The organism is Massilia luteola, from assembly GCF_034420155.1.
Classification (GTDB): Bacteria; Pseudomonadota; Gammaproteobacteria; order Burkholderiales; family Burkholderiaceae_D; genus Telluria; species Telluria luteola.
Genome location: NZ_JAXOFN010000024.1, coordinates 63,299 through 76,898, shown reverse-complemented (window position 1 = coordinate 76,898; position 13,600 = coordinate 63,299). Strand labels below are relative to the sequence as shown.

Here is a 13,600-nt window from a genome sequence, read left to right as displayed (position 1 = left end):
CGCGTGGGCTCGGGGAGCCCACCCCTACGGCTCGTGCCGAACCTCTGATCGAACCGCGCGTGGGCTCGGGGAGCCCACCAATCGTTCACATCGCGTACGTTAAACCTGCTCGCGCCGGAACCGCCACACGGCGGCCACGGTGAACAGCAGTGCAAACCCGAACAGCACGGCGATGGCCGGCGCGGCCGCCGCCGCGTCCAGGCCGCGCCACGTCACCGCGTCGAGGCCCGCGATGGCCCAGCGCGTCGGCACGACGAGCGTCAGCTGCTGCACCCAACCGGGAAACATGAACGACGGCACCCAGGCGCCGCCCAGCATCACGAGGATGAGGGTCGCGAACATCGCGATGCCGCGCGCCGCTTCCGGCGTCTTTCCGAACGCGGCGATGAGCAGGCCGAAGCCGGCCGTGAGCGCGCCGAAGCCGAGCGCCATGCCGAGGAAGCCCGGCACGCTGCTCACCTGCACGTGGAATCCCAGCACCGCCACCACGAAGATGGCGCACAGCAGGCAGGTCGCGATGATGGCGGCCGAGGCGGCGCGCGCCAGCACGACCTCGGTCATGGTGACGGGCGCGGCGAGCTGGCGGTCCCACACGCCGCTGCGGCGCGTCAGCAGCATGCCGATCCCCATGTTCACGCCCATGAACAGGATGAATTGCACGCCCATGCCCGAGAACGAATGCGCGTACGGGTTATAGCCCTGGGCGACGGGACCGCTCGCCAGGCTCTCGTCGTGCGTCGTGAACGGCATCGACAGGCCGCGCGCCTGGCCGGTGCCGGCGCCGTCCGCGCGCGGACTGTCCTCGAACTTGCGCACCGCGACGAGCATGTCGCGCAGCGCAGGGTCCTGCACCTTGTTCTCGTCGAGCTGCTGCAGGCCGCGCGCCGTGAGCTTCTTGCCCAGCGGTCCGCCGAACATCTCGGCGCTGACGACCTGCATCACCTGCTGCGTCAGCATGCCCTTCACCATCGCCAGCACGGCCGGCTGCGAAGGGTCGTACAGCAGGGGGATGGCCGGCTTGTCCTGGTTCGAGAACAAGGCGGTGCCGGCCGCCTCGGCGAAGCCGGCCGGCAGCACGATCGCGACGGCCTGGCTGCCCTTGCGCACGGCATCCCTGGCCTGCGTCAGGTCCATCGTCGTCACGTGCAGGTTCGGGTCGGCCTTGAGGCCCGCCGCGATGCGGTTGCCGGCGTCGCTCGTGTCCTGCTGGACGAGGGCCACGTCGATGCCGCTGCCCTTGGCGCTGCCGCCGCCGAACACGGAACCGAAGAACGCGGCGATCACGATGGGCAGCACGAGGTGCATCAGCAGCGCGCGCTTGTCGGAGATGTAGAGGATGAGGTCCTTGCGGACGAGGGCGGAGAAGGCGGTCGTGTTCATCGGGCGGCTCTCAATCGCGCAGCGTGCGACCGGTCAGGTCGAGGAAAATGTCTTCGAGGCTGGCGCGCGCGGTGGCGAAGTGCACGGTGCGCTGGCCCTGCCCCTGCAGCCAGCCGAGCAGCGGCACGGCGTCGGCATTGTCCGTGAGGCCGATGTCGAGGGCCGTGCCCTCGCTCGCCAGGGCCGTCACGCCGGCCTGGGAGCGCAGCGCGTCCAGCAGCCCGGCGCCCGCCGGTTCCGCCAGCTCCACGCGCAGCAGGGCCTTCGCGGCCAGCTTGCGGTGCAGCGCGGCCGGGCTGTCGTCGGCCAGGACCTTGCCGTGGTCGATGATGACGATGTGGTCGGCCAGGCGCTCCACCTCTTCCATGTAGTGGCTCGTGTAGATCAGCGCGCGGCCCTGCGCCTGCAGCGCCTCCAGGGTATCGAAGATGGCGTTGCGGCTCTGCGGGTCGACGCCGACCGTGGGCTCGTCGAGGATCAGCAAGTCCGGATCGTGCAGCAGCGCGGCCGCGATGTTCAGCCGGCGCTTCATCCCGCCCGAGAACGTGGCCGGCTTGTCGCGCGCGCGGTCGACGAGGTTCACGAGGCCCAGCGCGCGGTCGATGCGCTCGTTCAGCGCCTTGCCCTTCAGGCCGTACAGGGCGCCGAACAAACGCAGGTTCTCATGCGCCGACAGGTCTTCGTACAGCGCGAGGTCCTGCGGCACGAGGCCGATGCGGCGCTTGACGCTTGCCGCGCCCGTCGTCACGGCCTGGCCGTCCAGCAGCACCTGGCCGGCGTCGGGCCTGAGCAGCCCGCACAGCATGGAGACGGTGGTCGACTTGCCCGCCCCGTTCGGCCCGAGCAGGCCGACGGTCTGGCCGGCCAGCACCTGGAACGACACGCCGTCCACGGCGCGGCGGGTGCCATATGATTTCACGAGACCTTCAACACGCAACAACACGTTCGACATGGGGCTCCCATCGGATCGCATGGCTGGAAAGCCGCGCGCGGACGCGCGCGGCGGGAAGACATCAGATGGCGTAGCGGACGACGGAGTCGGACCACTGGAATGCCGACATCTCGAGTTCGATCATGTCGTCGCCCGAGATCTGCAGGGCCTTCAGCGTGGGCAGCACGAGTTCCGTGTGCTCGTCGGCCTGCTCGATGCTCTCGGACAGCTTGAGCAGCTCGCCGAAGAAGCCGGCGCGGCCCAGGAGGGCCTGCCGGACTTCGTCGCTGACCGGGATCTGTTCGACGATGTCGGCCATCGGGATGCCGAACAGGGCGTCCATCAGCGACATGATGCCGACCGTGAAGGCGATGTCGGCGACGGCACGCTGGCTGGGACGCAAGCGCTGGGCCAGCAATTCCATCAGCCGGCCGCGCGTGGTGGCCAGCATCAGCAACGGCGTCTGGTTGTGGCCGCGCGTGGCCGGTTCCGCGTACAGCATGATCTGCAGCCAGCGCTGCAACTGGCGCCGGCCCAGCACGAGCAGCGCCTGGCTGACGGAATCGATGCGCTGGGACGCGCCCACGGCCGGCGTGTTCACGAGGCGCAGCAGGTTCAGGGCGAGCGTCACGTCGCGCTTGACCGTGCGTTCGATGACGGCATTGTCGGCGTCCGACATCACGAGGTTCATCAGCTCGACCACCGCGAGCTGCGACGGCGACAGCTTGCGGCCGCCCAGCACGGACGGGCGCGCGAAATAAAAGCCCTGGAAGTAATCGAAGCCGAGGTCCATGGCGGCCTGGTAGGCGTCGCGCGTCTCGACCTTTTCCGCGACGACGGTCTTTTCCATGCCGTGCAGGCGGCGCACGAGGTTCGGCAACTGCGTGGGCGGCACGGTGAGCAGGTCGAGCTTGACGAAGCCGGCCAGCGGCAACAGGCGCTGCAGGCGCAGGCTGTCGCCTTCGATGCCGTCCAGCGCGAAGCGGAAGCCGTGGCCCGCGAGTTCGCGCATGCGCGCCAGCAGGGCGTCGTCCGGCACGACGGTCGGCACGATCTCGAGCACCGTGCGCTCGCGCGGCAGGAAGGCGAAGATGTCGCTGCCGAGGACTTCGGCGTCCACGTTCAGGAAGCAGGCGGCGTCGCCGATCGCGCGCGCGAGCCCCAGCTGGGCCGCGTGGGCGATCACCGCGGCCGTCGCGGTCAGGCCGGTCTCGTCGGCCTCGCCCTGGCGCGCGCTGCGGAACAGGAGTTCATAACCGTACAAGGCCTGGTTGCGGTCGAGCACAGGCTGGCGCCCCAAATAAAAGTCACGCACGCGCAAGGGGTAGTTCGCGTGGTCCAGGCTCGCGGCGGTATCGGTCATCACGGACTCTTGTAGCAATGGAACGTAGCTACTTTAACGCATTCCGCCACCTGGTGACTATTTGAAAATGATTTCCTGTAAAAAACGTATCAGGATGATCACGGCTGCGGCAGGCCGTCCACGAACACCTTGAGCTCGCCCGGCGCGAACTCCGTCCACGTCTCGTTGGTGGTCAACGGGGTCGTGACGATGATGGCCACGCGGTCGTCCGGCGTCGTCACCTGCGAAAAATCGACGGACAGGTCTTCGTCGGCGAGGCAGGCGGCCGCGAACGGGTACTTGCGCACGACGTAGCACAGCTTGGTCGAGCAGTGCGCGAACAGCGCCGTGCCGTCGGACAGCATCATGTTGAACGTGCCGTGGCGCGCGATGACGGCGACGAGCTCGGCGATGGCCGCGCGCAGCACGGGCATGGCGGGCGCCCGGTCGCAGAAGCGGTCGCGCAATTGCTGCAGCAGGAAGCAGAAGGCGCGTTCGCTGTCGGTATTGCCGACCGGGCGGTACGGGCCGTCGAGCACGGGGTCGAAGTCCTTGAGGTCGCCATTGTGGGCGAACACCCAGTAGCGGCCCCACATCTCGCGCACGAACGGATGGCAGTTTTCCAGCGCGACCTTGCCTTGCGTGGCCTTGCGGATGTGGGAGATGACGTTCAGCGACTTGATCGGGTAATGCTTGATCAGTTCGGCGATCGGCGAGGCGATGGCCGCCTGGTGGTCGACGAAATGGCGGACGCCGGCGCCCTCGAAGAAGGCGATGCCCCAGCCGTCATGGTGCGTGTCCGTGCGTCCGCCCCGATGGGCGAAGCCGGTGAAACTAAAAACAATGTCGGTAGGGACATTGCAATTCATGGCGAGCAGCTGACACATAGTTCAAGCTTACCATGTACAGATGCAAAGCCGGCATGGGGAAAATGGGGAAGATGGGGTAGCGGGAACGGGAAGAAGCTGGTGCCCTGCGTCGCCAGCCCGGAACGGGGCCGCGTCACGCAGGTGCGGTGGCCGGACGAAGGTGCCCGGCCGGACGATCAGTGCAGGACGACCGGTTGGCTCATGAGGGTATCGTAGGAACCCAGGAAATCATCGATTTCCTCCATGGTCGGTTCGCTCGCGATCAGGTTGTTGACATCACGCCGGAACGCTTGCGCCAGTTTGCCGCCGATGAACGCTTCGCGCCGGCCGGATTTGTCGACGATCTCGTAGCCGCCGAAGCGCAGGGCCTCGAGGTTGTGATCGACGCCAAATTCGACAACGCTATACTGTTCGCTGTTATAGATCATGTTCATGATGACTCCTTCACTCGATCAGGTGGGTGCAAGGCTGCCGCCCGGCGGCGGACGGCTACTTTCCGCTTTCTTTCCACTTCAACTACGAGGTGGGGCCACTGGAACCGAATTCAAGAACCTCTACAACTTGTTACGAATTCCACTGTATCGATCAAGCTGCGGACGATTCAGGCCTTCAGGTCGGAAGTCAGCCATAACAGCTGATCGTATGGCTCGGACCGCAACCACGATCGCAACTGATCAAGATGCTCGCTACCGGCGACGCCGATGAAGATACGGCGGGGACGCCGGCGCAGCAGGCGATTCAATGTTACACGCAAAACCAGATTGCCGGTGCAGCACAGGCAACCGGGCGCGATCCGCGCAAGGCTTTGGTCGGGAGCGAGGTCATCGAGGGGAGAAACGCCTGACGCGAGGCCTTCGAGAATGATGGCCTGCGCGCCTTCGTCATTCATATCAGAAAGGTGAGCGGCGATCGCCGCTTCGCGCGCCCGGGCGCTCAGGCCCGTGACGAGGGTGACGACCACGCGCGCATCGTCCGCGGCGGCCGCACCGGCCGGATCACTGGGCACTCTTCTTGCCCAGCTTGCCTGGTTCGACGCCGAGCTGCTTGAGCTTGCGGTACAGGTGGGTACGTTCCAGTCCCGTCTTTTCGGCCACGCGCGTCATCGAGCCGCCTTCGCGGCCCAGGTGGTGCTCGAAGTACATACGCTCGAAGGCGTCACGCGCTTCGCGCAGCGGCAGGTCGAACGACAGCGTGTAGCCGTGGGCATGCGCCTCGCCATTGCTGACGGGACGGGCCATGCCCATCGACGCGCCCATCGCCCCGCCCTGCGGCTGCGGCGCGTACATGGGTTGCACCGCGGCGCTGGGTTCCGGCAGCGGGGACGAGACGGATGCGGCGGTGGCCATCGGACGCGGCGCGATGGCCGGCGCGCGCGCCACTTCCTGGCCGCGCTGCAGGCCCTGCTGCACGGCTTTCAGCAGCTTTTGCAGGGCGATCGGTTTTTCCAGGAAGTTCAGGGCGCCGATGCGGGTCGCCTCCACGGCGGTGTCGATGGTGGCGTGGCCGGACATCATGATGACCGGCATCGTCAACAGGCCGTCGCGCTGCCATTCCTTGAGCAGCGTGACGCCGTCGGTATCGGGCATCCAGATGTCGAGCAGCACCAGGTCGGGGGCGCCCTGCTGGCGCGCCTGGCGGGCCTGCTGGGCGTTTTCCGCCAGCTGGACCGCGTGTCCCTCGTCGCCAAGGATTTCCGAGAGCAGCTCGCGGATGCCCATTTCATCGTCAACTACGAGTATGTTCGCCATCTTCTTATGCCTTTTTTGATCTCTCTCCACGGAGACGCCGCACAAATCGCTGACGTGCGCCTCCTACAGCCAAGATTCTATGCGCGATTCACGCTTCGGCCAAGTTCGCCTCTGGCGCTAACTTTAACAGCAAAATCGATACCGAAGCGCCACTTCCGTCGGCGCGGTTGGCGATGTCGATCCGGCCGCCGTGTTCATCGATGATCTTCTTGACCATCGGCAGGCCCAGGCCGGTGCCGCGCGCTTTCGACGTGACGTACGGTTCGAACGCACGCGACAGGATCTTCGGCGCGAATCCGGGCCCGTTGTCGACGATCGCCAGGCGCACCGCGGTGCCCGTGCCGCCGTCGGCGCCGACGTAGTGGATGGCCTCCGTGACGATGTCGATGCGCGGCGGGGCGTCGTGCGTGGTGCGGTCGGCCAGCGCGTCCTGCGCGTTCTGCAGCAGGTTGTGGATCACCTGGCGCAGCTGGGTCGTGTCGCCCATCACCCGCGGCAGGCCCGGCTGCAGGGACGGATGGATCACGTCCGAGCCGTCCTCGGATAAATACAGGTTCAGGATTTCTTCGATCAGGTCGTTCAGGTCCAGCGCCGACAGCACGGCCGGGGGCGTGCGCGCATAGTCGCGGAAATCGTCGACCATGCGCTTCATCGCGGACACCTGGCTGACGATGGTGTCGGTGGCCTTGTTGAGGAGCACGGCGGCGTCCGCGTCGACGCGGTCGATCAGCTTCATCTGCAGGCGCTCGGCCGACAGCTGGATCGGCGTGAGCGGGTTCTTGATCTCGTGCGCGAGGCGGCGCGCCACCTCGCCCCAGGCCACCGAGCGCTGGGCCGAGATCACGTCGGAGATGTCGTCGAACACGACGATGAAGCCGCTGCCCGCCCCGACCGGCAGGCGCGAGCCGCGCGTCAGCAGCGTGAGGTCGTGGTCGTCGTCGGTGCCGGGACGGCGCGGGATCTCGATCTGCTGCTGCCAGTGCGCGCGCCCTTTCCCGCGGCCCGCGGCCGATTGCGCGCTCTGCGCCGAGAAGGCCCGCGTGACGGCCCCGGCGAAGACTTCCAGCCCGTCGATCTCGTCCAGCGGACGGCCCGCCAGCGACGCCACGTCGACCTGCAGGATGCGGTGCACGGCATCGTTGGAATTGACGACGACGCCGTCGGCATCCATCACGATCACGCCGGCCGACATATTGGCCAGCACGGATTCCAGGTGGGCCTTGGCGCTTTCCAGCGCGGCGCGGTTGCGTTCGACGGCGGAGCGGGCCTCGAACAGCTGCCCAGTCATCGCGTTGAACGATTGCGTGAGCGTGCCCAGTTCGTCGTTCGTCTCGACGATCGGGCGCGGCGACAGGTCGCCCTCGGCCACGGCGCGCGTGCCCTCGGCCAGCACGAGCAGCGGCTGGGCCAGGTTGCCGGCGATGAGGAACGCGGCGCCGATGGCCGAGAAGATCGCCAGCAGCAGGGTCAGCGTGAGCGTGCCGATGTACATCTTGCGCAAGCCCGTGCGCGCGGCGTAGCGCTCCTGGTATTCGCGATAGGCGGTGGAGAGCACGGCGGCGTTGGACGCCAGGTTGACGGGCACGCCTTGCGTCAGCTGCAGGTAGCGCGGCGCCATGCCGGGCGGCTCGGGCACGGCCACCACCACGCGCAGGCGCAGGCCGGTGGCGGCGTCGAGGCCGCTGGGCGATTCGCCGCGCGCCTCGCGGAAGTCGTCGTCGATGCCCCCTTCCGCACGCGCGTAACCGCCCGGCATCGCGGCCTGCTTGAGCATCTGCGGCGTCGGCAGGTCGGCGACCAGGACGGCGCGGCGGTCCTCGGTGGCGTCGGCCACGAGCCTGCCGGCGGCATCGATCAGCAGCGCGCTGCGCATCCCGTTGCCCTCGTCGAGCGCACGCACGAGGATGGCCTGCGCATCGCGCTCGCCCTGCCCGGCCAGCGTGGCGGCCACGGTACCGGCGTTGACGCCCAGGTTGACCAGCGCTTCGTCGAGGGCGGCGCGCGACAGGTTCAGGCCCGAGTCGAGCGCGGCCTCGATCTTGACGTCGAACCAGGACTCGATCGAGTGCGAGACGAACTGCACCGAGACCATGAAGACGACGAGCCCGGGCACGATGCCGATGCCGCCGAACAGGACCATCAGCCGGAGCATCAGGCGCGAACCGAACTTGCCGGCCTTGTAGCGCGAATACAGGCGCCAGAACGCGACCAGCACGAGGATGAACAGCGCGCCGGCCACGCCGAGGATCAGGCCCAGCAGCCAGGTGAAGTCATGGGCGAAGAAGCCCGTGTTGCTGGACGCGGAGGCGAGCAGGAACAGCAGGATCGAGGCGATCGCGCTGCCGATCACCAGCCCGTAGCGCAGGGCCTTGATCACGGCTTACTCCGCACGGTAGGTGAACGTCTTCTTGTGCGAGGCCAGGCGCCAGTCGGAATTGTTGAAGGCGTCGATCTGGAGCGGCTTCAACAGGAATTCGCGGTCCATGAACATGCGCAGCGTGACGTTGTAGGTCTCGCCCGGCTTGAGCGCGCCCTTGGGGGCGATCAGCCAGCGGGCCGGGAGGCGGATGGCGCGCAGTGCGTCGTCGAGGGTGTCGAAATTCTGCTGGATGCTGCCGGGGGTGGAGACGTGATAGACCCGCAGCAGCACGTCGTAGTTCAGCTTGGTCGTACGGCGCGAGGACACGGCATGGTCGTCGGTCCACCACCAGCGTGGCCGGGTCAGTTCGATCTCGGTGGTGAACGACAGCGCCACGCCGTGCTCGATGGCCTGCTCGAGGCCGGGCGTGAGGTCGAACGAATAGACGGCCGACAGGCGGTAGCCGTCGTCGGAAGCCTCGATACTGGCACGGGTGATTTCGATCCCTTCGGCCGCCTGCGCAGTCGCGCATGTCAATGCCAGCAACAGCTGGCAGGCGAGGAGGAGGAAAAATCGTACAGTCACTAGGGGCCAGAGCCTTAAAAAGCGTTGTCGGGGTTACTCACGCTCCGGCCTTGTGGAACAGGGCGTAGAACAGACCGTCATGATCCTGCCCGCCGCCACTTCGAGGAAGCAGTTGGCCCGGCGCATCGAGACGGACCGCATCGTGGCGCGCCGCGAAGGCGGCGGCCTGCGCTTCCGATTCCTGCGGCCAGAGCGAACATGTCACGAACAGCAATTTACCATCGGGCCGCAGCATCTGCCAAAGATTGTCGAGTATTTTGGTGGAAAGTGTTGCAAGTTGGTGGGTGTCACTCTTGCGGCGCAACCAGCGGATATCCGGGTGGCGGCGCACGATGCCGGAGGCCGTGCACGGCACGTCGGCGAGGATGCGATCGTACAGGCCGCCGTCCCACCAATCCGTGGCTTCGGCCGCGCCCGCCTTGACGGTCGCATGCAGGCCGAGGCGCTCCAGATTCTGGTCGACGCGGACGAGGCGGCGCGCGTCGGCATCCAGCGCCGTCAGGTCGACGTCGGCCGTTTCCAGGATGTGGCCGCTCTTGCCGCCGGGCGCCGCGCATGCGTCCAGCACGCGCATGCCGTCACGGACGTCGAGCAGCGGCGCGGCCAGCTGGGCGCCCGCGTCCTGCACCGAGACGAGACCGTCGGCAAAGCCGGGGATCTGCGTCACGCCAACGGCCTGCGCCAGGCGCACGGCGCTCGGCCCGACCTGCTCCGCGCGCATGCCGGCCGCGTCCAGCAGCTTCAGATACGTCTCGACGTCGGTCTTGCGGCGATTCACGCGCAGGGTCAGCGGCGGCTGGCGGTTGCCGGCCATGAGGATGGCCTGCCAGTCGCCCGGATACGCGGTGCGCACGGCGTCGATCCACCATTCCGGGTAATTCCATTGGGCGACCGGCTCGCGCAGGGCGCTGGCCACCACGTCCTCGCGCTCGCGCAGGAAGCGGCGCAGCACGGCGTTCACCATCGCCTTGGCGTGGGCGAAATCCGGATGCGCGGCGGCCGCGCGGACCGCCTGGTCGACGACCGTGAAGGCTTCGTACGGGGGCTCGGCGCCCGCGGGCGGATCGAGCAGCGCCAGCGCACACTCCAGCAGGCCGGCCAGCATAGCCGGCTCGGGCGCCTTGCTCGTCATCAGCCCCAGCAGCGTGCCGCTGCGTCCCAGCTGGCGCATGGCGCGGTAGGCGATGTCCTGCATGGCGCCGCGCGCCTGCGGCGGCGCGTCCCAGGCCTGGACCACGTCGGCCAGCGCCTGGGGCAGCGCCATGCCGGCGCGCACGCGCGCCAGGCTGCTCGCCGCGCCCAGCAGGGCGAACGCAAGGGAATCGTCGCGCAGGTCGGGACGGTAATCGAGCTGGGCGTGGACCTTGACCTCGTGGCTGTGGCGCAGGCGCGGGCCCGGCTCTTCGTGCGGACGCGGCGGCGCAACGGCGACGTCGCGCGGCGCCGGCTCGACGCGCTGGGGGCGATTCTCCAGGCCGCGTGGCGCCGGCTCGACGCGCGGAGGGCGATTCCCCATGGCGCGCTGCGGCGCACCGCCGGGACCGCGCGGCGCGCTGTCGCGCGCGCCTTCGCGTCCCGGGTCGCGTCCCTGGTCGCGTCCGCCGGTCACGGCGGGGCCGGCCTTGGGGTTGCGCGGACCAGTCCCTTTCCCGGCTTGCGGGCCACCCGGCCGGGCCGGACCGGCCTTCTTGCCGCCGGTGCGGCCGCCGGCCTTGGGTTTGAGGGTGAGCGTCGGGCGCTTTTCGGTCATGGCAATCGATCAATGCATAAAGACGCACATTGTAACGGTTACGCGTTGCGCAGGCTTAAGCGAGGCTTGCGTCGGCGCCCCGGAGTGGTGGCGCGTTGCGTCAAACCAGTATAATGATTGCTTAGCCTGCCCGTGGCCATGCCACCGCGCCGCACCGACCATTATATTTTCGACCACAGTTCATGCTCGCCCAACAAAAACAAGAGATCGTCGCCCTGTTCCAGGCCGCGCTGGCCCCCATCGTCGCGGGCACCGACCTCGTGCCCAACGTCGTCCTCGAGCGCCCGCGCGATCCGTCGCACGGCGACATCGCCTGCAACATCGCCATGCAATTGGCGAAGCCGCTCAAGACCAACCCGCGCGAACTGGCCACCCGCCTCGTCGCCGCGCTGCTGGCCGCACCGAAGGCGGCGGGCCTGATCGAATCGGCCGACGTGGCCGGCCCCGGCTTCATCAACCTGCGCGTGGCCGCGAGCGCCAAGCAGTCCGTCGTCGCCACCGTCCTGCGCGAGGGCGACGCCTTCGGCCGCGGCGAGTCCGGCAACGAGCACCACGTGATCATCGAATTCGTGTCGGCCAACCCGACCGGCCCCCTGCACGTCGGCCACGGCCGCCAGGCGGCGCTGGGCGATGCGATGTCGGCGCTGTTCGAATCGCAGGGCCACCAGGTCACGCGCGAGTTCTATTACAACGACGCCGGCGTGCAGATCGCCACGCTGGCCAACTCGGTCCAGGCGCGCGCGCGCGGCCTCAAGCCGGGCGACGCCGAATGGCCCGAGTCGGCCTACAACGGCGACTACATCGCCGACATCGCCGCCGACTTCCTCGCCAGGAAGACCGTGGCGGCCAGCGACGGCCAGCCGGCCACCGCCAGCGGCGACACGAACGACATCGAATCGATCCGCCGCTTCGCCGTCACCTACCTGCGCAACGAGCAGGACCAGGACCTGCAGGCGTTCGGCGTCAAGTTCGACAATTACTACCTCGAGTCCTCGCTGTACACGGACGGCAAGGTCGACGCGGCCGTGCAGGCCCTGGTCGACGCCGGCGTGACCTACGAGCAGGACGGCGCGCTGTGGCTCAAGACGACGGACTACGGCGACGACAAGGACCGCGTGATGCGCAAGTCCGACGGCACGTACACGTATTTCGTGCCGGACGTGGCGTACCACATCCAGAAATTCAGGCGCGGTTTCGACCAGGCCATCAACATCCAGGGCAGCGACCACCACGGCACCATCGCCCGCGTGCGCGCCGGCCTGCAGGCCGTGAACATCGGCATCCCGCGAGGCTATCCCGACTACGTGCTGCACAAGATGGTCACCGTCATGAAGAACGGCGAGGAGGTCAAGATCTCCAAGCGCGCCGGCTCGTACGTGACCGTGCGCGACCTGATCGAATGGTCGGGCAACGGCGACGTGACCCGCGGCCGCGACGCCGTGCGCTTCTTCCTCATCTCGCGCAAGGCCGACACGGAGTTCGTGTTCGACGTCGACGTCGCCCTCGCGACCAACGACGAGAACCCCGTCTACTACGTGCAGTACGCCCACGCGCGCATCTGCTCGGCCCTCGCGAACTGGGGCGGCGACGTCGCCGGGCTGGCCAACGCCGACCTGGCGCCGCTGACGAATTCGCACGAATCCGGCCTGCTGGCCAAGCTGGCGGACTATCCCGAGATGCTGCAGCGCGCGCTCGTCGAGCTGGGCCCGCACCAGGTCGCGTTCTACCTGCGCGACCTGGCCGGCGAACTGCACAGCTATTACTTCGCCCACAAATGGCTGCTCGACGACGACGAGCCGACGAAGCTAGCGCGCCTCGCGCTGGCGGCCGCCATCCGCCAGGTGCTGCGCAACGGCCTGGCCCTGATCGGCGTCTCGGCGCCGGAAAAAATGTAAGCGTTCCAACCTAGACCCGCACTACATGACCGCCGTATTCCGTAATCGACAGCTCCAATCCTTCGCGCGCCAGCGGGGCAGCACGCTCACTGGCCTCATCATCGGCCTGATCGTCGGCCTGGGTATCGCGGTCGCGGTCGCGCTCACGATCACCAAGGGCGCCTCGCCGTTCACCGACAAGGCGGTCAAGGCCGGCCGCCCGGCCGATCCGGCGCCGGGCCAGGCCCAGGATCCGAACAAACCGATGTACGCCAACCGCGACGCCGCGCGCGAGGCGAACAAGGAGATTTCGGAAAAGGCCGCCGCGCGCGCGACCGGCGGCACCGCCGCCCCCGCCGAGACCAAACCGGCCGAGGCCGACCCGCTGGGCCAGGCGATCGCCGCGATGAAGGAGCCGGCGCCGGCCAGGCCGGAACCGAAACCCGAGACGCGCGTCGCCTCCGCCGCGCCGTCGGCCGCAACCGCCCCCGGCGCCACGGGCGCCACCGGCGGCTATGTGTACTACCTGCAGGCCGGCGCATTCCGCGGCTTGCCGGACGCCGAAGCGACGCGCGCCAAGCTGGCGCTGCTCGGCTTCGAGGCGACGATCAGCGACCGCGCGAGCGACAGCGGCGTGCTGCACCGCGTGCGCCTGGGCCCGTACAACCAGGTCGAAACCATGAACAAGGCGCGCGCCAAGCTGCTCGACAGCGGCATCGTCGTCGACATCGTGCGCAACCAGCGCTGATCCCGGGAGCCCCG

At 68.1% G+C, this 13,600-nt stretch carries 12 protein-coding genes; 2 read left to right on the top strand and 10 right to left on the bottom strand.

The window, feature by feature from the left end:
• Nucleotides 1–99: 99 nt before the first annotated feature.
• From U9J41_RS21735 to rsmB, 10 genes are all read right to left on the bottom strand, one after another.
• Nucleotides 100–1,380, bottom strand: a complete 1,281-nt coding sequence (locus U9J41_RS21735) for an ABC transporter permease (RefSeq protein WP_322404242.1) — start codon at nt 1,378–1,380, stop codon at nt 100–102.
• 10 nt (nt 1,381–1,390) lie between these two features.
• Nucleotides 1,391–2,299, bottom strand: a complete 909-nt coding sequence (locus U9J41_RS21730) for an ABC transporter ATP-binding protein (protein ID WP_322404241.1) — start codon at nt 2,297–2,299, stop codon at nt 1,391–1,393.
• A 94-nt stretch (nt 2,300–2,393) separates the two neighbouring features.
• Complete coding sequence (locus U9J41_RS21725) at nt 2,394–3,674, bottom strand: EAL and HDOD domain-containing protein (protein WP_322404240.1); 1,281 nt, start codon at nt 3,672–3,674, stop codon at nt 2,394–2,396.
• A gap of 98 nt (nt 3,675–3,772) precedes the next feature.
• The gene (locus U9J41_RS21720) at nt 3,773–4,540 is read right to left on the bottom strand and encodes a class II glutamine amidotransferase (protein WP_322404239.1); all 768 of its coding nucleotides are present in this window, start codon (nt 4,538–4,540) and stop codon (nt 3,773–3,775) included.
• Between the two features lie 158 nt (nt 4,541–4,698).
• Nucleotides 4,699–4,956 carry a BTH_I0359 family protein gene (locus tag U9J41_RS21715; protein ID WP_036235350.1) on the bottom strand — a complete coding sequence of 86 codons (258 nt, stop codon included), beginning with the start codon at nt 4,954–4,956 and terminating at the stop codon, nt 4,699–4,701.
• A 167-nt stretch (nt 4,957–5,123) separates the two neighbouring features.
• On the bottom strand, nt 5,124–5,528 hold the full coding sequence (locus U9J41_RS21710; protein WP_322404238.1) for a GTPase: 405 nt from the start codon (nt 5,526–5,528) through the stop codon (nt 5,124–5,126).
• On the bottom strand, nt 5,518–6,270 hold the full coding sequence (locus U9J41_RS21705; protein ID WP_322404237.1) for a response regulator: 753 nt from the start codon (nt 6,268–6,270) through the stop codon (nt 5,518–5,520). The genes U9J41_RS21710 and U9J41_RS21705 overlap by 11 nt, the downstream gene beginning before the upstream one ends.
• An 88-nt stretch (nt 6,271–6,358) precedes the next feature.
• Nucleotides 6,359–8,647, bottom strand: a complete 2,289-nt coding sequence (locus U9J41_RS21700) for a sensor histidine kinase (RefSeq protein ID WP_322404236.1) — start codon at nt 8,645–8,647, stop codon at nt 6,359–6,361.
• 3 nt (nt 8,648–8,650) lie between these two features.
• On the bottom strand, nt 8,651–9,214 hold the full coding sequence (locus U9J41_RS21695; protein WP_322404235.1) for a DUF4390 domain-containing protein: 564 nt from the start codon (nt 9,212–9,214) through the stop codon (nt 8,651–8,653).
• Nucleotides 9,215–9,251: 37 nt separating this feature from the next.
• Entirely contained in the window at nt 9,252–10,601 is a 1,350-nt protein-coding gene (rsmB, locus tag U9J41_RS21690) for a 16S rRNA (cytosine(967)-C(5))-methyltransferase RsmB (protein ID WP_322404261.1), read from the bottom strand.
• A 545-nt stretch (nt 10,602–11,146) separates the two neighbouring features.
• Between rsmB and argS the strand changes: the two genes are divergently transcribed.
• Both argS and U9J41_RS21680 read left to right on the top strand, forming a co-directional pair.
• On the top strand, nt 11,147–12,859 hold the full coding sequence (argS, locus tag U9J41_RS21685; RefSeq protein ID WP_322404234.1) for an arginine--tRNA ligase: 1,713 nt from the start codon (nt 11,147–11,149) through the stop codon (nt 12,857–12,859).
• Nucleotides 12,860–12,884: 25 nt separating this feature from the next.
• The gene (locus U9J41_RS21680) at nt 12,885–13,586 is read left to right on the top strand and encodes an SPOR domain-containing protein (RefSeq protein ID WP_322404233.1); all 702 of its coding nucleotides are present in this window, start codon (nt 12,885–12,887) and stop codon (nt 13,584–13,586) included.
• The last annotated feature ends 14 nt before the right edge of the window (nt 13,587–13,600 follow it).

Bases quoted from the DNA above. Each gene is read 5' to 3' on its own strand.
- U9J41_RS21680 (WP_322404233.1), top strand. From the start codon at position 12,885: ATGACCGCCGTATTCCGTAATCGACAGCTCCAATCCTTCGCGCGCCAG.
- U9J41_RS21705 (WP_322404237.1), bottom strand. From the start codon at position 6,270: ATGGCGAACATACTCGTAGTTGACGATGAAATGGGCATCCGCGAGCTG.
- U9J41_RS21715 (WP_036235350.1), bottom strand. From the start codon at position 4,956: ATGAACATGATCTATAACAGCGAACAGTATAGCGTTGTCGAATTTGGC.
- argS (WP_322404234.1), top strand. From the start codon at position 11,147: ATGCTCGCCCAACAAAAACAAGAGATCGTCGCCCTGTTCCAGGCCGCG.
- U9J41_RS21725 (WP_322404240.1), bottom strand. From the start codon at position 3,674: ATGACCGATACCGCCGCGAGCCTGGACCACGCGAACTACCCCTTGCGC.
- U9J41_RS21735 (WP_322404242.1), bottom strand. From the start codon at position 1,380: ATGAACACGACCGCCTTCTCCGCCCTCGTCCGCAAGGACCTCATCCTC.
- U9J41_RS21720 (WP_322404239.1), bottom strand. From the start codon at position 4,540: ATGTGTCAGCTGCTCGCCATGAATTGCAATGTCCCTACCGACATTGTT.